This window comes from Sinorhizobium fredii USDA 257 (genome assembly GCF_000265205.3).
In the GTDB taxonomy this organism is placed as follows: Bacteria; Pseudomonadota; Alphaproteobacteria; order Rhizobiales; family Rhizobiaceae; genus Sinorhizobium; species Sinorhizobium fredii_B.
In genome coordinates this window covers 84,660-104,427 of record NT_187163.1, presented here as the reverse complement: position 1 = coordinate 104,427, position 19,768 = coordinate 84,660, and the positions used below count along the sequence as shown (strand labels likewise).

16 protein-coding genes and 1 pseudogene are annotated in these 19,768 nt (G+C 60.8%); 7 read left to right on the top strand and 10 right to left on the bottom strand.

Annotated elements, in window-relative coordinates; all coding sequences use genetic code 11:
- Positions 1-113 precede the first annotated feature (113 nt).
- Complete coding sequence (locus USDA257_RS30840) at positions 114-854, top strand: response regulator (protein WP_014857919.1); 741 nt, start codon at positions 114-116, stop codon at positions 852-854.
- A gap of 107 nt (positions 855-961) precedes the next feature.
- Here the strand turns inward: USDA257_RS30840 and USDA257_RS30835 are convergent, their stop codons facing one another.
- Positions 962-1,405, bottom strand: coding sequence for a hypothetical protein (locus USDA257_RS30835; protein ID WP_014857918.1), 444 nt, complete (start codon positions 1,403-1,405; stop codon positions 962-964).
- Positions 1,406-1,781: 376 nt separating this feature from the next.
- Between USDA257_RS30835 and argF the strand changes: the two genes are divergently transcribed.
- The 4 genes from argF (at position 1,782) to USDA257_RS30815 (ending at position 6,642) form a co-directional block, all read left to right on the top strand.
- The gene (gene argF, locus USDA257_RS30830; protein WP_014857917.1) at positions 1,782-2,807 is read left to right on the top strand and encodes an ornithine carbamoyltransferase; all 1,026 of its coding nucleotides are present in this window, start codon (positions 1,782-1,784) and stop codon (positions 2,805-2,807) included.
- A 207-nt stretch (positions 2,808-3,014) separates the two neighbouring features.
- Positions 3,015-4,610 carry an MBL fold metallo-hydrolase gene (locus USDA257_RS30825; RefSeq protein ID WP_037456734.1) on the top strand — a complete coding sequence of 532 codons (1,596 nt, stop codon included), beginning with the start codon at positions 3,015-3,017 and terminating at the stop codon, positions 4,608-4,610.
- A 49-nt stretch (positions 4,611-4,659) separates the two neighbouring features.
- Positions 4,660-5,244 carry a hypothetical protein gene (locus USDA257_RS30820; RefSeq protein WP_014857915.1) on the top strand — a complete coding sequence of 195 codons (585 nt, stop codon included), beginning with the start codon at positions 4,660-4,662 and terminating at the stop codon, positions 5,242-5,244.
- A gap of 66 nt (positions 5,245-5,310) precedes the next feature.
- A complete protein-coding gene (locus tag USDA257_RS30815; protein WP_014857914.1) occupies positions 5,311-6,642 on the top strand; it encodes a trypsin-like peptidase domain-containing protein in 1,332 nt (443 codons plus the stop codon).
- Positions 6,643-6,695: 53 nt separating this feature from the next.
- Here the strand turns inward: USDA257_RS30815 and USDA257_RS30810 are convergent, their stop codons facing one another.
- From USDA257_RS30810 to USDA257_RS30780, 7 genes are all read right to left on the bottom strand, one after another.
- Positions 6,696-7,895: an efflux RND transporter periplasmic adaptor subunit gene (locus USDA257_RS30810; protein ID WP_014857913.1), complete on the bottom strand. Its 1,200-nt coding sequence runs from the start codon at positions 7,893-7,895 to the stop codon at positions 6,696-6,698.
- Positions 7,896-7,898: 3 nt separating this feature from the next.
- Positions 7,899-10,262 carry an ABC transporter permease gene (locus USDA257_RS30805; RefSeq protein WP_014857912.1) on the bottom strand — a complete coding sequence of 788 codons (2,364 nt, stop codon included), beginning with the start codon at positions 10,260-10,262 and terminating at the stop codon, positions 7,899-7,901.
- A gap of 5 nt (positions 10,263-10,267) precedes the next feature.
- Entirely contained in the window at positions 10,268-10,987 is a 720-nt protein-coding gene (locus USDA257_RS30800; RefSeq protein WP_014857911.1) for an ABC transporter ATP-binding protein, read from the bottom strand.
- Positions 10,988-11,055: 68 nt separating this feature from the next.
- Positions 11,056-11,502 (bottom strand): baeRF12 domain-containing protein, encoded by a 447-nt coding sequence (locus USDA257_RS30795; RefSeq protein WP_014857910.1) that lies wholly within the window; start codon positions 11,500-11,502, stop codon positions 11,056-11,058.
- Between the two features lie 42 nt (positions 11,503-11,544).
- Positions 11,545-12,375, bottom strand: coding sequence for a universal stress protein (locus USDA257_RS30790; RefSeq protein WP_014857909.1), 831 nt, complete (start codon positions 12,373-12,375; stop codon positions 11,545-11,547).
- Positions 12,376-12,463: 88 nt separating this feature from the next.
- Complete coding sequence (locus USDA257_RS30785) at positions 12,464-12,991, bottom strand: Hsp20/alpha crystallin family protein (protein WP_014857908.1); 528 nt, start codon at positions 12,989-12,991, stop codon at positions 12,464-12,466.
- Between the two features lie 464 nt (positions 12,992-13,455).
- Positions 13,456-14,130 carry a glucokinase gene (locus USDA257_RS30780; RefSeq protein WP_157783891.1) on the bottom strand — a complete coding sequence of 225 codons (675 nt, stop codon included), beginning with the start codon at positions 14,128-14,130 and terminating at the stop codon, positions 13,456-13,458.
- A gap of 187 nt (positions 14,131-14,317) precedes the next feature.
- On the opposite strand from USDA257_RS30780, the pseudogene ppsA reads away from it, so the two are divergent.
- Positions 14,318-16,701 (top strand): annotated as a pseudogene (ppsA, locus tag USDA257_RS30775) (phosphoenolpyruvate synthase).
- A 13-nt stretch (positions 16,702-16,714) separates the two neighbouring features.
- Here the strand turns inward: ppsA and USDA257_RS30770 are convergent.
- A complete protein-coding gene (locus tag USDA257_RS30770) occupies positions 16,715-17,044 on the bottom strand; it encodes an ATPase inhibitor subunit zeta (protein ID WP_014857906.1) in 330 nt (109 codons plus the stop codon).
- A 47-nt stretch (positions 17,045-17,091) separates the two neighbouring features.
- Positions 17,092-18,714 (bottom strand): chaperonin GroEL, encoded by a 1,623-nt coding sequence (groL, locus tag USDA257_RS30765; RefSeq protein WP_014857905.1) that lies wholly within the window; start codon positions 18,712-18,714, stop codon positions 17,092-17,094.
- Positions 18,715-18,892: 178 nt separating this feature from the next.
- Between groL and USDA257_RS30760 the strand changes: the two genes are divergently transcribed.
- Positions 18,893-19,720, top strand: a complete 828-nt coding sequence (locus USDA257_RS30760) for a universal stress protein (RefSeq protein ID WP_014857904.1) — start codon at positions 18,893-18,895, stop codon at positions 19,718-19,720.
- Positions 19,721-19,768 lie beyond the last annotated feature (48 nt).

The following is a 19,768-nucleotide window of genomic DNA, read 5'->3' as shown; positions in this document are numbered from 1 at the left end:
AGAGTTGAACGCCGGGCCGTAACCTTACGACGACGCGCATGTGAAGTTTGGTGCTATATTGCAACAGATCGTAACAGCGCGCCGAAGAAAGCAGCGTGTGTGGGGGGCGTTTCATGACGAGTTCCCGGACATTGCCCGAGCACATCCTTGTAGTCGATGACGACTTGAGGATTCGACAAATGCTGTCGCGGTATTTTGAGGAGGAAGGATACCACGTAACCCTCGCCGGCGACGGACAGGAGATGCGCGATTGCCTCGATAAACAATCGATCGACATCATCCTGCTCGACCTGGTGCTGCCTGGCGAGGACGGGCTGACGCTTGCGCGCGACCTCCGCGCGCGCTCGGATGTACCGCTCATCATGCTGACCGGTCGCGATGACGTGGTCGACCGGGTCGTCGGGCTGGAGGTCGGCGCGGACGACTACATCGCCAAACCCTTCCACCTTCGGGAAGTACTGGCGCGAGTCAGGGGCGTTCTTCGTCGCCGCCAACCTCAGCCATCGTCGAGCTTCGGCGACCAGTCGTCAGAAATCTACTGCTTCGAGGGGCTGCGTCTTGATATCGGGCGTCGCCAACTGCTGTCGGAAACTGGGAGCGAGATCCTGCTGACGACCGGTGAGTTCGATATGCTCTGTGTGCTCGTGAAGCACGCGGGTCGCGTCCTTCAACGTGAATTGCTTATGGATCTGACACGGCGCCGTAACCTCGAAGCTTTCGACCGCACCATTGACGCACAGATTGCACGGCTGCGGCGCAAAATCGAGCGTAACCCCAGCCTCCCCGGCCTTATCAAGTCGGTCAGAGGGGTTGGCTATGTCTTCAGCGCAAGGGTGACACGGCATGAAGCGTAGTTTCACCACTTTGAATCGTTTTATGCTTTTGTCCTTACATCGGCGCCGATTTAGGGAGACACGCAGTAGCAACGGCGACTGAGATTGCTCCCAGCCGGCATTGGGACTTATTGCACAGGTATGAGGATTCCGCGATCATTTCGCCGCCCCATATCCGTCGACCCAGGCCAGTTGGCCGGTTCAAGTGCGGCGACGCGAATGAAGCCGCAATGCTTGTTGCGAGCGACCGCCATCAAATAGCCGAGAAGGGCGTTGGACGCACCGCGCGTGTCCCCTGCGCTTATGACGACGAACACCGGCACGTCGAGCATTCTGCCGTACGTTTTGTTGTGCACCAGGCGCATGATGCAGACGCCGGTGATATAACCCAGCGGATTCTCTGCGGTTACTACTTCTTCTGCATATGGCGTCGGCCATTTTCGCGCGAATGCCGTCGCGCAAAGGTCGCGCCAGGCCTGCAAATCGACGTCGTATCCGACCGCCTCGATCAGCCGGTACGTTTTGTCGACCTGAGGGTGCTTGACCGGACCGACGGAGTAGCCGACAGCCATGTTTCTCTCCATAAGACACGCTTCTCAACCGCGCCCGCTGAGCCTTGTCCTCAACACGGCGGACCCTCAGCAGGACGCGACCCTCAGCGAGCCCAGCCCCTGCAAATTACCTCTGACCCCGGCATCACTTCGCGCCGCGAGCAATGCATTGGAGGAGATTTTCGGGAAAATTGCGGGTCTCGTCTTTGACGTTCATCAAAGAGGTGAAAGCGGCAGGAGTTTGATGAGAGTCAAAGCTTCCGGCTCGTATTTGCTGTTTAGATTACGTGAGAGGCGTGGTTCTAGCGCAAGAAAGGGCAACTGCACCAGCCGCGGTTCAGACAGTTGCGATTTCGCGCGCGTTCCAATCCACTGACTTAAGGCGACGGGGCGTGTCATGTCCATCGATCTTCGCGGCCGTAGCGTACTGACGCTCGAGCAGTTCGCACCAGAGGAAATCCGATTTCTGTTGCAGCTCGCCGCCGAGCTGAAGGCGGCGAGGCGAAACGGCAACGAAACTCCCCGGCTCAGTGGCAGGAATATTGTGCTCGTGAGCGAGGGGGACTCGACCGGCGCTTTCTTCGGGTCCGAAGTCGCAGCCTACGACCAAGGCGCACGCGTCGTCAGCCTGACGCTTTCCGCAAGCCATGTGGGGCAATGCGGATCGATCAAGGACACGGCCCGGGTGCTCGGCAGGATCTACGACGCCATCGAATATTGTGGTCATGCCCAAAGCGTTGTGGAGGAGCTGGCGGCCTACGCTCATGTGCCCGTCCATAACGGCTTCACCGACGAATCCCATCCAATTCACGCGTTGGCGGATTTTCTGACGATGCGGGAAATTGCCGGCAAGGAGCTGCGCGACGTCACGATCGCTTTTGTGGGGGACGGTCGCAGCTCCATCGCCAGATCGCTCGCCATGGGCGCGGCCAAGCTCGGCATGGATTTCCGCATGGTCTCGCCGCCGATATTCAGGCCCGCTCCGTCCTTCCTTGACGGCGTGGTGTCGGAGGCGCGCAAGCATGGTGGGAAGTTTACAGCCCTGGAACATGTGGGCGCCGGGGTGCTGGCGGCTGATTTCATTTACACGGCTTCTTGGCTGGGAGAGCAGGAGGAGGGCTGGGCGGAGCGCATCAGACTACTAGCGCCGTTCGGCGTCAGGGCGAATGTCATGGAGGCCACCGAAAATCCGCATTGCAAGTTCATGCATTGCTTGCCCGCTTTCCATGATAACAGCACAAAGGCAGGAGCCCGCGTTGCAAAGCAGTTCGGTCTTGGCTGCATGGAGGTCTCCGACGCGATCTTTGAATCGAAAGCTTCTCTCGTCTTCGATCAGGCGGAAAACCGAATGCACGCGATCAAGGCGATCCTTGTCGCGACCATTGGAGACCCGCACCACGTCAGCGCGCAAGGCACGCTGTAGCGCTTTGAAACGCTGCATGTTTTATCCTGAAATCGGCTACGACTTAAGGAAACATGCAGCAGGCCCCCGGATTGAGTGGACTTCGTTCCACTTGCCGCCGCCCAGGCCTGATGCCGACGCATGGCGGTCTGCATCTTTGATCCGCATCAAGTCGCCCGCCGATGCAAGCGTGCATGCTTCGACATTGTCTTCGATGAGGTCCGTGCTGTGGCGATTGAACCGATCATCCGTTTTCATGGTGCCGCGGGAACCGTTACCGGTTCCTGCCAACTCGTCGAATTCGGTACGACGAAGATCCTCATCGACTGCGGTCTGTTCCAAGGGTCGAAGACAGAAAAGGAACTGAATTACCGCCCCTTTCCCTTCGACCCCAGGAAGATCGACGCCGTCATACTCACGCATGCGCATATCGACCATTCGGGCCTGCTGCCGAAGCTTGTCAGGCTTGGCTATGATGGCCCGATCTTCGCGACGCCCGCGACTACGGATCTCTGCTCCGTCATGCTGCCGGACTCTGCGCATATCCAGGAGAGCGAAGTCGACCAGCTCAATCGCCGCAACCTGCGCCGGGGCCGGCAGACCGTGACGCCGATTTACACCGCACGCGACGCCGCTTCCGCGATCACACTGTTTCGGCAAGTGCGCCTCGGCTCCTGGGAGAAGGCGGGCGAGGGAATTCGCTTCCGTTTCTGGAATGCCGGACATCTGCTCGGATCGGCCTCCGTCGAGATGGAGATCGATGCCGCACCGTCGCCGTTGCGTTTGTTGTTTTCCGGCGACATCGGTCCGCGCCACAAGCTCCTGCAGTTCGATGCGAGAGCGCCGAGTGGCTGGGATTATGTCATCTGCGAGAGCACCTACGGCAACGTCGAGCGCGACGAAACGAACGATGCCGCTCGACGTCACATCCTGCGCTCCGAGGTGTTGACGGCAGCGCATCCGAACGGCGCACTGATCATTCCTTCCTTTGCCGTGGAACGCACGCAGGAGCTGCTTACCGACCTCGTATTTCTGATGGAAACTGGTGGCGTCCCCAAGTGCCCGATCATCATCGACTCTCCACTTGCTACACGCGCGAGCGAGATCTTCCGCCGGCATGCGCGCGAGCTTGAAAACGGCGATGTTCTTGTCAGGGCAATCGAGGCGAAGAACGTGCGCTTCACCGAGACGGCGGAGCAGTCCAAGGCGATTGATTTCATCAGGGGCTTCCACATCGTCATCGCTGCGAGCGGCATGTGCGAGGCCGGGCGCATTCGCCACCGGTTGAAGAATTGGCTCTGGCGAGACGAGGCGACAGTGTTGTTGGTCGGGTATCAGGCGGCCGGCACGCTCGGGCGCTTTCTCGAAGACGGCGCCTCGACGGTGCGCATACAGGGCGACGATATCCGCGTCCGTGCCCGGATCAGGAAGCTGGACATCTATAGCGGCCATGCCGATGGCGGAGAGCTTGCCGACTGGGTGCAGGCCCGGCAGCCGATCAGCGCTGGTGTCTTTCTCGTCCATGGAGAGGCTGACGCACTTGAGGGGCTGAGGGAACGCCTCGTGACCTTCCTACCCCAGGATCACCTGATCCGACCGGGGCTGGACAGCGCTTTTCGTCTGAGCCGGCAAAGAGCGGTCGAGATCTCCGAAGTGATGCCTCCGCCGCGCATCGATCCGATTTTGGCCGGACGGACGGATTGGCACAATGATTTCCAGTCGCTCGTCCTCGATCTGCAGGACGAACTGGCCAAGGCTGCGGACGACAAGGCGCGTCGAGTCGTAATCCGCCGGTTGCGTCGCGCCTTGCAGGAAGAAGCATGAGACGCGCGTCTGGAACGGACTGTGACGCAAGATCAGAGGGGAAGCACACGTGAGCGTGCCCGCGCTTGATAGATGCTACACGATCCTGATCCGTGTTGACCAAGTTGTGCGCCTTTTCAATTCTCTCGATCCGACGCCATTTCGGGAGCGCGATTTGGATGACGATGCCGAGCGGTTTATCGTCGAATGGGCTCAAGAAGCTCCCGGCAACGCGTCCATCGAGATTGTCGTCCAGTTGCCGACGACGGAAGCAAAGCCGGAATACACCCACGCTCTGCAGGAGGCGGTGCGGTACAATTTCGAGAGTCGCGCCAATCAGGCACACCGGGAATTGCGCGAACTCCTGAGAGAAGGGCGACGCGTCCTGCTCATCGGCATCCCGATCCTCGCGTTCAGCCTAATCGCCAGCCAAATGATCAGCGATGCCGCGGGAACGGCAACATATTCGCGGGTGATCGGGGAAAGCCTGCTGATCTTCGGCTGGGTGGCTAACTGGCGCGCGCTGGAAATCTTCCTCTACGGCTGGTGGCCGATTGTACGCCGGCACCGACTCTATCGCCGTCTCGCTGCAGCAACGGTCAAGGTCTTGTCGGTCGGATCTTTCTCGTCCTCCCCCGACGAGAGCGCGAATTGATGCGCATCAATGCATCGCCGGGCAAATCCGGCTGAAATTTCGGGCATTGCTGCATGGAGCGTAAAAATGCTCAAGATCTCAACGGTTCTAGCCTTGGCCGCTCTACTCAACAGTTTGGGAGGGGCTGCCGGAGCGATCGAAATCGAAGCGGGCGTGTCCGCGGTGTTGCAGCGGGTACAGCCGGCGGTCGTCAGTATCCGCACGATCAGCAGCGGAATTTTCAGAAGCGAAGCGCTTGATGATCCGAACGTGCGGAGAGTGCTGGGTCTTCCCGATGATGTGGTTATCTTGCAAACCGGTGTGACTGCGACGGGGTCAGGAGTGATCATCGATCGGGAGAACGGGTACATCATCACGAGTCGTCACCTTGTTGCCGACGCCGACGATGTGTCCGTGAAGCTTGCGGACGGACGGGTATTCCAGGCCGACAGGGTAGGGGAGGATGCGCCGACCGACCTCGCGGTTGTCAAAATCGAGGCACCAAGCCTTTCCTCGGTCAAGTGGGGACATTCATCCGAACTGAAGGTCGGTGATTTCGTCATCGCGGTGGGCAGTCCTTTTGGTCTGACACAAACGGCGACCTTCGGCATCGTCAGCGGTTTGGGCCGCTCGGGTTTGGGTGCCGATGAGTACGAGGACTACATCCAGACCGATGCGGCCATTAATCCAGGCAATTCAGGCGGTGCGCTGGTCAATGCCTCCGGCGAGTTGATCGGTATTGCACGCGGGATTGCTGCGCCAGACGAAGCGACTACCGGCATAGGCTTTGCGATTCCGTCCGACATCGCAGTGCAAATCGTGCGGGAGCTGATCGCCCACGGCGAATACAAGCGCGGGTGGCTTGGCCTCTCGGTCACGGGCGCCGCGGATATGGGGGTAGGTGGTGCCACTGAGACGCAAGGGTTTGTTGTGAACGAGCTCGTCTGCAATTCGCCGGCGGAACGACAAGGCGTGCGCCTCGGCGACATTGTCGTCGCACTGGATGGCCGGACGTTCCCGACGGACACCGCTTTCAGGAACGCGATTAGCCTGCTCCCGGCGAACGCCCGCATCACGCTTGATGTTCGTCGAGGAGAAAAGTTGCAGAAGCTGAGTGTCACGCTTTCTGACGCGGCCGCTCGGCGCAACTTGGACTTGGGCCAGGAATCGGTGGTCGTCGAATTTCCATCCGCCAATGGTTCACCGGCTTGTGCGCCGGCGGGAGCGGTCTTCGTCGACGTTGCATCGGGCAGCGTCGCCTATTCGATGGGGTTGAGAACAGGCGATTATCTGACGGCCATCAATGGCGAGCCGCCCGTCTCCGTCGATCAGATCCGAGGCGTTCTGGAAAGTGCTCAAGGGAGTGCTTCCGTCGACATCCTGCGCGCAGGGACCGCGTACCGGCTGGAACTCGAATAAGCGCGGATTGCGTCCCTTCCGCGTCTGCTGAGACGCGCGGCGCTGTAGGCGGGCTAACGCTCCACGATAGCGACCCCGTCCTTGACCCGGTCGCTCGGGTACAGAATAACTCTGTCTCCAGGACCGAGCCCTTCTCGGATTTCCACGGAGAGCGTGTTTCGCTGGCCGACGGCAACGCGGCGCAATTGCGCCCGTCCCTCTGCTGAGACAAACACGGCCCATTGGTCGCCCTGCCGGAACAGAGCGCCAAGCGGCAGGTTTAGAACTTCGCCTTCGAACAGGATGACGCGCACGTCTACGCGATAACCATGCCCCAGCGAACGCCAACCTTCCGGCGGATCGGCAAAATCCAGCACGACGTCTACGCGCTGTTCCTCGATCCCGAGCGCCGACACCTCGGTTTGTCCGAAGGGCTCGACGCGCCGCACGACCGCGTTGAGATCCTCTCCGCCCCAGCCGGTGATGATCGCCTTCTGGTTGGGCCTGATCTGGACCGCATCCTCCGAAAGAAAATTGGCGACGATCTCCAGATCCGCAGGATCGCCGATATCGAGCAGCGGCGTTCCGGCTTCCACGACGCCTTCACTGCGGCGCATGATCTGCAGCACCACACCGCTCACCGGCGCGGTTACCGACATGCATTCGCAGTCGTCGCGGAGGCTCCGGATCTCCTGCCGCGACAGGAGGCGTGATTGCGCCTGATGAAGCTCGTGCTCTCGCACTTTCAGCGCCGCTTCGGCGGTAGCGAGATTGGCTTGTGCGACGTTGTGGGCACGCTCGGCATCTTCAAGGGCGCGCTGAGAGATCGTCCTGCGTTCGATTAGCAGTCGGGCTCGGGCGCGCTCTCCCTCGGCAAACGTCAAGTCGGCTTTGGCCTTGTTGAGTTCGGCGGCGGCGAGGTTATGAGCCGCCCGCGCCGCCTCGACGGCCGCCTGCAGCTCCGCCTCTATCCGCACGTCCAGGAAGGCTGGCGGAGCGGGCTCGATTTGTGCGAGCTGGGTCTTTCCAGCCTCGACGAGATCGCCGGCTTCGGCGGTGATCCGCTGCAACTGGCCACGCAACGGCGCATGAAGCGTGTAGACGTCGCGCACGCGCGTTTCGCCCTCCTCGTCGATGGTGACGCGGAGTAAGCCCTTTTCCGCCGTGGCGAGGTCAACCGGGATCGGCTGCGGCCGCAATGCGTAGGCGATGCCGGCTACGAGCAAGGCCAACAGGCCGCCCCAGATCACCAACCTGCGTTTCACGACGTTCACGGACTACTCCCTTGTCTTCAGCACTGCGATCAGGTCCAGACGATCGAGCCGCCGACGCACGACCGCGGCGCAGACCAGCGTGGCCGCGAGCGCGATCAGCGCCGCCTTGCCGTAGGTTGCATCCCTCAAGACGAGCGGCACGCGGTAGAGTTCCGTCTCGAAGGCGCTCGTCATGTACCATGCAAGGCCATAGCCGATGGTTGCGCCGAGCGGGATCGCGAGCCATGTCAGAATGCCGACTTCGCCAAGCAGAATGTAGGAGATTTCCCAGCGGCTGAAGCCGAGTACGCGGAGCGTCGCCAATTCGCGCGCCCGTTCGGAAAGCGCGATGCGGATCGAATTGTAGGTGACGCCGACTGAAAGCGTCATCGAGAAGGCGACGAAGAAGCCGATGAAGATAAAGATCGTTTCTCCCATCGTCTTGTAGAACGTGTCGATCGCGGCCTGCCGGAAAAGCACAGCGGCGATGTTGGGGATGTCCTTGAGGCTCTCCAGCAACGTCGCGCGGCTCGGAGCATCGACGCGCATGTGCAGGCCACTCACGACGCGGCCGTCGCCGGCCATCCGGTTGAGCGCGGTCATGTCCATATAGGCGGGCGTGCCGAGATACGTTTCGAAGATCTGCACCACCGGCAGGCTCAGTCGCGTCTGGCGCCCTTCCAGGAGCTCGATGTCGACGGTTTCGCCGGCGCTCACATCGAGAAGCTCAGCGAGCTTGCGTGAGACCATGAGCCCGCCGGGAGGAACCTCGATACGCCCGCGCTCGACGTCGAAGACGGGACTGAGGATGGCGCCGGCCGGGGCGCCAATGATGCCTTGTCGCTCGGAGAGATGCGCGTGACGGATGCGTGCCGAGACAAAACGATAGGGTTCCGCCGCCAGGACGCCCGGCAGATTCTCGAAGTCCGCGACCGTGTCGATCGGCTGCTTGTCGTTGAACGCAACCGTCGCGTCCTGGTGCTGTCCACGCTCGAAGGCGGTCTCGGCAAGAGAATCTATGGCATCGACCCATTGCAGGGCCATGATCAGCACAGCGATCGACAGGGCGAGGCCGAGGCTCGCGAGAAAGGCCCTGACGGGCCATCGGATGATGCGCCGGAAGATCATGCGCGACGGCTCGTCCAAGGCGCCGGCGAGCGCCGTCCGCGATGCCCACATGCGCCGATAGACCGGCGGGGAAGGGGGCAGCATGGCTTCCGCAGGCGGCAGTCGTACGGCCCGCCGTACCGCGGCGAGGCTGCCGGCGAGCGCCGCACCGAGGCTGATGGCGCCGGCGATCACGAAGCCGGCGGGGCCGGGGCGGTAGAGCAGGAACGGAAAGCGGTAGAACTTGGTGTAGAGCTCGGTGTTCCAATGGCCGAGCCATGCACCGATCAGCGAGCCGATCAGGATGCCGATCGTGCCGATGACGAGGACCATCTTGGCGTAGTGCCAGCCGATCGCCCAATTGCCGTAGCCGAACGCCTTCAGGAGCCCGATCTCGCGGCGCTCGGTCTCGATCAGCCGTGCCATCACCATGTTGGTCAGAAAGGCGGCGACGGCGAGGAAGATGGTCGGCATGATCCGCGACATGTTCTTTTGCTGGGCGATCTCGCTTTCCAGGAACCAGTTCGAGGTCTGGTCGGCGCGGCCATAGGCACCGATGCCGCCGAAGGGAGCCAAGAGGCCGTCAAGCCGGCGGATGACGTCTTTTTCGTCAGCGCCCGGCAGCAGGCTGAGGGTGACGTTGTTGAAGGAAGCCTTGAGGTCGAAGGCGGCCGTCAGCGCGTCATGTCCCATCCATAGGATGCCGAAACGCTCGTCGTCCGGCATCAGGCCGCCGGGGGCGATCGCGTAGACGAATTCGGGGCTAAGCGCGGTGCCGACGACCTGCAACGTGCGTTTACGCCCCCTCAAGACTGCATCGAAATTGTCGCCGGGCTTCAAATCGTGAGCCTCGGCGAAAGGCTCACTGACGACCACCTCGTCGGGACGGGTCGGGTCGGCCAGGCGTCCGGACCTGACAACCAACGCGTTCAGAAGCTGGGGCCCCCGTTCGGGCAGCGAGAGCAACTGGGCAACGACCGGCTCTGCAAAACCCGGCATGTCGAGAATCGCGCCTTCGACGATACGCGTCTCCACGAGGCGGACGCCTGGAATATCCGCGATTTCACGCTGGAGATTTTCGGGCGCCCGTTTTGCCTGGGCAAACACATCGGCAAAACGGGTCCGTTCGTAATAGGCGGCGGTCGTTTCCTCGAGGGCTTCGATCGTCGTCAGTGCCATGATGAGAAGGGCGGTGCCGGACGCGATCACCAGTGCGATGGCAAGAACCTGCGCCTTCAGTCTCCAGAGTTCACGGATGAGCTTGCGATCGAGACTGCTCATCATTTTCACCAGGCGAGTTCGCCAGGGGCGCGCTGCGCGGCGTTGGTCCGCGTTTCGACGATGCGCCCGTCGGCAAAGTAGAGCACGCGATTGGCAATCTCGGCAATCACTGCGTTGTGCGTAATCAGCGCCGTCGTTGTGCCGAGTTCCCGATTGATCCTGAGGATCGCGTCGAGCACGAGGATTCCGGTCTTGCTGTCGAGTGCGCCTGTCGGCTCATCGCAGAGAAGCAAGTCGGGGCGCTTGGCGATTGCGCGGGCAATGGCAACGCGCTGCTGCTCGCCGCCGGAAAGTTGCGCGGGGAAGTGATCAAGCCTGTCGCCGAGCCCGACAATCGAAAGCGCTTCAACAGGCGACATTGGGTTTCTGGCGATCTCCGTCACGAGGGAGACGTTTTCGCGCGCCGTCAGGCTGGGGATGAGATTGTAGAATTGGAAAACGAAACCGACGTGATTGCGACGGTAAAGGTTGAGTGCGCGTTCGCTATCTAGAGTGAGGGGCTCTCCGCGAAACCTAACCGTTCCACCAGTCGGCGTATCGAGGCCGCCAAGTATATTGAGCAGGGTCGACTTGCCGCTGCCGGATGGCCCCAATAACACCACCACTTCGCCCTCGCGAAGGGCCACGTCCACTCCGCGCAGGGCGTGAACTTCTACCGCACCCATCCGATAGATCTTGGTGAGTTCGCGCGCCTCCAGGGCGATGGCCGATGCCTCGTTCTCCACCACTCACTCCTCGGGTCGTCGGCGTGTGGCCGCGACCGCCGCGAAACTCGCCCCGTCTCAGGTGGGTATCATTGCGAAAGATAATGCTCGATCTCCGGGATTGGAAACTTCACGAGATCCTTGGCCACTTCGGCGATGATCAAGGCACGCACCGGGGAATCCAATTGCTTGCGCAGATTGCCAAGAATGCGCGGCGGTGCAACGAGAACCAGTTTACTGGTGCCGTCGTCGCGTGCGAGCGCGCCAAGTTTCTCGCAAATGTGGGAGACGAAGGCTTCCTCCGCCCGGTCGTGCCAGTCCGTTTGCTGGACTGCGCTTCGAGCGTCGCCTTGCGACTGATAAACTCGCCCCTCACGGTCCGTTCCGAGTTCCCGCGTCGGAGGTTGGTATTCCGTTTCGACCTCGACCGGAATGAGATTGATGAGCTCTGCATCCCCTTGGTTACGCAGGATGAGCGCCTTGGCTCCGTCACACACCAGCACGACGCTGCCGTGCGGAATTCTTATCGTCGACATAATGCTGGCCTCAATCGCACACGTTCGTAATCTTCTGTCTCATCATCGCGCCATCAACACGGGGAGCCGGGCTTCGTTGAGCATCGATCGCGTGACGCCACCGAATACGAGCTCGCGCAGCCGGGAGTGACCATAGGCGCCCATGACGATCATGTCGGCGGCCACATCATTCGCATGTCGCTGCAGGACCTGCGCCACGGTCCGGCCCGCGCTCGGCAGCGCATCGACCGTCACATCGATGCCGTGGCGCGCCAGATAGGCGGCGACATCTGCTCCGGGTTCATCTCCGCTCTGCCTGGGCGTTGCCGTGGGATCGACCATAGCCACGTGAACGAACTTGGCGTTGGACATCAGCTGGAGTGCTTCTCGAGCCGCATGTGCGGACTGAGCACGCGAGTCCCATGCTAACAGGACGGTTTTCGGCTTGAGCGTCGGGATGGATCCGGGCGGGATCAGCAACACCGGGCGCCCGGACTGAAAGAGGCCGCCGGTGATGATCTGCTGCTTGAGGTCGGCGTTCTCAAAGGCACCGGGACCCATCAGGATGAGATCAGAATAGAGGGCGCGTTCGCCTATGTCGTAGGTGGCACCTGCCACCTCCGCGTAGATGCTGTCGACATCAAATGAAATCCCCCGCTTCGAGAGTTTGTCGCGAACCGTCTTCGCGGTTTCGCCAAGCGCTTGCAGATTTCGCTCGCGCTGTTCGAGCCACGCTGGCGCAAGCGTTGCATACCGCCCGGTCGGTTGTGGCGCAAAGCCGACGATAAGAGCGCTCAAGTGCGCGGAGACTTGATCGGAGATATCTGTAGCCACCTGCAGGTCGCGGTCGGTCTGCGAAACGCCAATTACGGCAAGCATCGTCTTGAATGACATGTTCTCCTCCGTTGGAACGTCGAAGCGTGACGCGAGAATGAACCCAGCAAGACGCGCCGCGGCGCGTCTTGCTCACCCAGGCGAAATGCTAGGCTGGTTTGATCTGGATCTTGCGCTCGCTCTGCTGCGCTTCGGGAGTCTTTGGCAGGGTCACGGAGAGAACGCCCTTCGAAAAATTGGCGGCGATGTTGTCGGCATCAACGCCGTCAGGCAATCGGAAGGCCCTCTGGAATGAGCCGTAGCGACGCTCCGAAAGGACGTAGTCCTTGTTCTTCTCTTCTTTCTGCTCCTGCTTCTCACCCCGGATCGTCAAGGTTCCGTTGGAGACCGCTATCTCTATGTCCTTTTCCTCCATCCCTGGCAGTTCGCAGGTAATTTCGTAACTCTTCTCTGTCTCCGCGACGTCGACGGCGGGCGCGATCTTGAACTCCGACTGCCGCGGCATCCGACGCGTGAATGCGGACGCAAAGGGGCGATGCCACAGGGACGGAGCGAAGTCGTCGAACAGGCGGTCGATTTCGGATCGCAGGCTTTCGAACGGGAGCCACGACTCGCCGCGATGCTCGACGGCTTTCTCTTCCGACTTGATGGGCAGTTTGGTCTCAGGTTCAGCCATGGCTGGTTCTCCTTCAAAGCAGGGTTGCAGGCTCATCGGGCCGCTCGTTGCAAGCACGACCGCAAAGCCACCCTGGCTGGGCCTGCCGCGTTTCTCGCCCGGTGTCCAGCCAGATGTATTTATTAGAGCCCTATGTGGCACCAGCCTCATTGATGCGCGTCAAAGACGGACCCGCCCCCCATTCCTTTTTGACGGAGAACAAGGCGCGCTCCTTGGATGTGTGATGTGCTTGTACGCGGTAGCCGTTCTTCGTGGGTGACGGTGAAGGTCAGCGGAATTCGACAATGACCAGGCACAACCTATTTCACGCTATCCAGACAGCCATTACGAGCAGGCTGCTTCTGATCATCATCGTACTCATGATTGCCTCGCTGTTCAGCGTCCTGCCAATCAAAGGCTGCCCGAATGCAGGCAGGCAGAGAGTAGACACGACAGAGATTTCGGCACTTCCCCACGCTGACCAGTCAGGCCGCGTTTCCGGCGGGCCCCGAGAACGGAGGGGTTAGTCCATCGGTTGATTGAGGGCCTTTGCTGCTCCGCGCAGTATGGCGTCTTCGCTTCTGATCAGCAAAACGGGTATTTGCGACAACCAGTCCGATCGTCTCCCCTTCGCCGCGAACGCGCTCCAAGATGTCAAGTTCCCCGTGCGTTCGGGGTGCAAAGGACATGCTTCCGGCGTGAGTATGGAACTGGGTGCAAGAGCCATTGATTTGAGCGAGTATCCCTACGCCGAGTGCGTCGCCAACGCTTGCGACAGCCTTCGTCGCGTCGCGACGGGCCTCTGCCCATCCGAGGCGGACGACGTCATGCGGAGCGAGATCGGGCAAGATGAGCGAAAGCGCGTCGATGGACTCGATGATTTTAACGTGGTGCCATTCGCCGGCATATCCTTCGGCGAGCCTGCGTTCCAAATCACTGACGAGCAACGACTCGCTGTTTGCGATTGCGATCCCCAAGGCAGGTGGACAAATTGGTAGAGAGCGCCGGTAAGCGGCCAGCGCCTCGACCACGGACGCAAATACGTTTCTTCCGAACTGCACATAATCTTCGATCGTCAGCCTGTCAGTATGGACGACGGCGAAGCGCATGTGCGTCTCGCCAATGTCGGCCACAACAGCGTCATGTGTGAACTCGTTCACCCTCGGCCTCCAACATATTCGCGGCATGCCGAGAGTATGCGGCCGACTAGCCTCTCGCACTTTGATGGACGTCAAGGTCACCGATGTCGTGAAAGCATAGGGTATCGCTGTGTCGATGCGGAGGCCTCGAGCGGACAGGGAGAGCATGTATCTCGTCACGTGCCGCTCTCAGCGATAGGAGGAAGAAATGGCCGCTTCAATCATCTGGTTCGAGGATGTGACGCGGCGCGATATCGCCAATGTGGGAGGCAAGAATGCGTCACTCGGCGAGATGATCACCGGCCTTTCCTCCCATGGCATCAAGGTGCCGGGCGGTTTTGCGACGACAGCGGAGGCCTATTGGAACTTTATCGATGCCAATCACTTGCGGGCACCGATTACTGCACTGCTTGAGAAATGGGAGGCCGGCGGAGCCACCCTCGCCGAGACGGGTGCCGCAATACGCGAGAACATTCTCCGGGGTAGCTGGCCCGCCGAGATCGAAGCGGAAATAGTGGCCGCCTATCGTGCGCTGTCGCGCAGGCTCGACATCGAGGCGGCTTCTGTTGCCGTTCGCTCCAGCGCAACCGCCGAGGACCTCCCGACGGCGAGCTTTGCCGGGCAGCAGGAAAGCTTTCTCAATGTCGTCGGTGAGCGGGCACTGATGAGCGCCTGTAGCCGCTGTTATGCCTCGCTCTTTACCGATAGAGCCATAAGCTACCGCAAGGTAAACGGCTTCGATCACATGAAGGTAGCCTTGTCCGTCGGCGTCCAGGAAATGGTTCGTTCCGACCTCGGCAGCGCAGGCGTCATGTTCTCGATCGAGACCGAGACCGGCTTTGATAAGGTCGTGCTGATCAATGCGGCCTGGGGTCTCGGAGAGTATGTTGTCAAAGGAACCGTCGATCCCGACGAATACCGCGTCTTCAAACCGCTGCTTGGCGACACTGCCCTTGTGCCCATTCTTCAAAAGAGATGCGGCACGAAGAGCAGGAAGCTCACCTATGGCAACAGTTTCGAGCCCACCCTGGGTATCTCCACCTCACGAGAAGAAAAGAGCACCCTCGTACTCACCGATGAGGAAGTCCTCAAGCTCGCCCGCTGGGCGATAGCGATCGAGGAGCATTATGGCTGTCCCATGGACATTGAATGGGCCAAAGACGGCCGCGATGGCCAGCTCCACATCGTGCAGGCCCGGCCCGAAACCGTGCAGGCGAAAGCAGCCTCCGATCAACTTCCAACCTATCAGATCGGCAAGAAGGGGCGCGTCCTGGCAAAGGGCCTCGCGATAGGCAGTGCCATCGCGGCGGGTCCCGTCTGCCTCATCGAGCATCCCGACGACATCGGCAAATTCACCGATGGCTCCATTCTGGTTACCAAAACCACAGACCCGGACTGGGTGCCGCTCATGAAGCGCGCCTCCGCCACGTCACCGATCATGGGGGACGCACCTCACATGCAGCTATTGTCAGTCGCGAGCTTGGCCTTCCTGCAATCGTCGGCGCAGAGAACGCGACAAGGCTCTTGCACACGGGCGCGATCGTCACCGTGTCCTGCGCCGAGGGCGACGAGGGCCGCATCTATGAAGGGCAGGCCGAATTCAAGGCGGAGACGATCAGCCTCGCCGATATTCCGGAAACGCGGACGAAGGTCATGTTGAACCTTGCCGATCCGCAATCCGCTTCCCGCTGGTGGAGACTCCCGACCGATGGCATTGGGCTTGCGCGCATGGAGTTCGTGATCAGCAATGCGATACAGATCCATCCCATGGCCCTCGCGCACTTCGATCGCCTGCGCGATCAATCGGCAAAGCAGAAGATCGCTGCAATGACATCGGGCTACACGGAGCGGACCCACTATTTCGTCGACGAGCTTTCGCGCGGCCTGGCCCGTCTCGCCGCAGTTGCCTATCCCGAGCCGATCATCGTGCGCATGAGCGATTTCAAGACGAATGAATATGCGGGCCTTTGCGGTGGCGCCGAATTCGAGCCGCAAGAAGAGAACCCGATGATCGGCTTTCGTGGCGCATCTCGCTACTACTCGCCGAAATATCGCGACGGCTTTGCACTTGAGTGTCGGGCTATCAAGCGGTTGCGCGAGGCGATGGGCTTCAAGAACGTTATCGTAATGATTCCGTTCTGCCGGTCGGTTCATGAGGCTGAGAAAGTCCTTCAGGTCATGGCTGAAAACGGCCTTCAGCGCGGCGTCAACGGGCTGCAGGTCTATGTCATGTGCGAAATACCGTCGAACGTTATCCTTGCGGCGGATTTCGCGAGGCTATTCGATGGCTTCTCGATCGGTTCGAATGATCTCACCCAGTTGACGCTCGGTGTCGACAGGGATTCGGAGGATCTCGCTTCCTTGTTCGACGAGCAGGACGAAGCCGTGAAATGGATGATCTCCAAGGTCATCACGGAAGCTCGGCGGGCCGGCGCCAAGATTGGTCTTTGCGGTCAGGCACCAAGCGATCATCCCGATTTCGCGGCATTTCTTGTCGAATGCGGCATCGACTCGATCTCGGTCACACCCGACAGTTTTGTGGCGGTGAAGCAGGCCGTGGCGGCGGCGGAAAAGGGTGGAAAAACGAAATAGGGAAGGCGCGGATTTACCGCCTCGCCTCTGTGCTTTCGGCGTCCAGTTGTTCGGCGGCGACAAACAACAGCGCCCGCATCTTTTCTTGTAGCTGCTCCCTGGTCGCAGGGATTCCGGCGCTCTCGAAATCCCGCAGGACCTTGCGCAGGACGTCGTCGTCGCCAGCTTCGGCCCGTCCGGCGTCAGCGATCTCGTCCGCGTAGGCGGTCGCGTCGGCTCTATCGAGCGCGCGTGCCGCCCATCCGGCAAACAGGCTGTCTCGGCGTTCGCGAACTCTCAAGGAACGCTCGAAATCGAGGATGTACCTTTCTTCGAGCGCTTTCTCTCGCTCCGTCAGTTCCATAATTTCTTGCTCCGATCGTAAGTGAGCTCGAGCGGGGTAGGTTGCAACTATGGTTGCATCGCGGCTTCGGCCATTGACTCCTTCGGCGTCTCGGGAAGTTCCGTCATCGTGGCTTCGGTCAACAACAGCACGCTTGCGACCGAAACCGCGTTTTCGAGCGCGACGCGGATCACTTTGGTGGGGTCGATGATGCCGGCCGAAACCAGGTCGGCATAGACCTTTCGGCCGGCGTCGTATCCGAAACTGCCCTCTCCCTCGAGCATCTTCGCGACTACGACGCCGCCGTCGGTTGCGGAGTTTTCCGCGATCTGCCGTGCCGGGATTTCCAGTGCCCGCTTGAGGATCTGAACGCCGGTGCGCTCGTCGCCTTCGCAGGCTTCCTCCTCCTCTGCGACGGCAGCGATGCACCGCAGGAGAGCCAATCCGCCACCCGGCAGGATGCCTTCGGCCACGGCCGCCTTGGTCGCACTGATGGCGTCATCAAGCGCTTCCTTCTTGGATTTGAGTTCCGCCTCCGTGGCCGCACCCACCTTGATCACCGCCACGCCGCCGGAAAGCTTCGCCAATCGCTCCTGGAGTTTTTCACGGTCATAGTCGCTGCTGGTGGTCGAGATTTCCTTGCGGATCTGTTCCGCCCGGCCACTGATGGCCTTCTTGTCTCCCGCGCCACCGATGATGGTGGTCGTATCTTTTGTAATGACGACCCGCTCGGCGCGGCCAAGTTGTTCGGGTGTAACCGTTTCGAGCTTGATGCCCAGCTCCTCGGAAATGAGCTGTCCACCCGTGAGGATGGCGATGTCCTGCAACAGGGCTTTGCGTCGGTCTCCGAACCCCGGCGCCTTGACGGCGCAGTTGTGCAGTGTTCCGCGCATCTGGTTGACGATCAAGGTCGCGAGGGCCTCGGTTTCCACATCTTCAGCGATGATGAGCAGCGGTGTCCCGGCTTTCGCGACGGCCTCCAGGAGTTCCACGCAATCCTTGAGCGAATTGATCTTGCGGTCGAACAGGAGGATCGCGGCGCTTTCGAGAACGACCTCCATTCGCTCGGCATCGGTGACGAAATAGGGAGAAAGATAGCCGCGATCGAATTGCATGCCCTCCACGACTTCGAGGACCGTCTCGGTCGTTTTCGATTCCTCGACGCTGATGACTCCCTCGTCGCCGACCTTTTCCATTGCGTCTCCGACCAGTGTGCCGATCTGTGCGTCGTTGTGGGCCGAAATCGTCGCCACCTGTTCTTTCTCACGCTTCTCGGAGACGGGCCGTGAGTTCTTCTTGAGTTCGGCGACCGCTCGTTTGACGCCGCGGTCAAGCCCGTGCTTGATGTCGATCGCGCTTGCCCCCGCAACGACATTGCGCAGGCCATCGGCGAAAATCGCATGGGCAAGAATGGTCGATGTGGTCGTCCCGTCGCCGACGATTTCCCCTGTCTTCTCCGCCGCCTGGCGCAGCATGCGCGCGCCGAGATTTTCTTCGGGATCTTTGAGGTCGAATTCCTTGGCGATTGTGACCCCGTCATTGCAGACGATCGGGGGCCCCCATTTCCTTTCGATCAGAACGGCTTTCGACCGCGGCCCGAGCGTGACCCGAACGGCATCGGCCAATTGCGAAGCGCCCCTCAAGATCTTCTCTCGGGCAGCCGAATGGAAAAGGACCTGCTTGTGAGCCATGGCTTCATCCTCCGTTCCTTGCCTTTGTAGCACGGACCGGACGGGACGCTTTGACGCGCATCAAACGGCATCTGCACAAGCCCCCAAGCGTCACGCAATCATCTTTGATGCCGGTCAAGGCGAGGGCGGTCGATCGATGGTTAAGTTCTCGAAAGAGAGGTAATAGAGGGTCGCGGCTATGATTTACAACACGATACTGGTGCACTTGGACATAGGAGATGGCGCAGGATCGCAGTTAAGTTTTGCGCGCAACCTCGCCGCGCGTTTTGAGGCAAATCTGATCGGCTTTGCCGCCGGCGACATACACCCGATTGCGGCGCCTCCGCCCGGAGTGGTCGTGGACGCCGAGTTCATGCGGCTTGAGGCGAGGGAGATCGAACGCCGCCTGGAAGCGCTTAGAAGCGATCTTGATGCCAGCGGCGAGATGGGAGGGGCCGATTCGTTGCGCACTACCGTCGGCGATCCGACAAAAGGGTTGGCGATAGCCGCGAGAGCGGCGGACCTTGTAATCGCGGGATCAGGTGGCGAGGAGGGCGGACGCGACGCCCACACCGCCATAGACCTGGGCGCGCTGATACATGCGGCGGGCCGTCCGGTCCTCATACCGCGAGATGATCTCGCACCTCTCAAGGCGAGTAGCGTGGTCGTTGCCTGGAAGGATGCCCGTGAAGCAAGACGGGCGGTCGCAGACGCGATGCCCTTCCTTGCCCATGCGCGCGAAGTCCTGGTAGCGACCGTCGCGGAGCACGAACCGGATCGGGCGATGGCCAGTGCCACCGACGTTGTCCGCTATCTTATCAATCATGGTGCAAAAGCCCGCGCAGAGATCGTGGACCATCGCGAAGGCGAGGCTGGGGAGGCGCTAGTTGGCATCGCCAGGCAGATCGGAGCGGATCTGATCGTCTCTGGCGGCTATGGCCATGGCCGCCTTCGCGAATGGCTGCTTGGCGGCGTCACCCGATCGCTGCTGCGCGAAGGGGCGCTCCACCGCCTAATGTCGGCCTGATGATGCCCCACAATCGCCGCTCCCCGGGATTGCTCACTGGAAAACAGC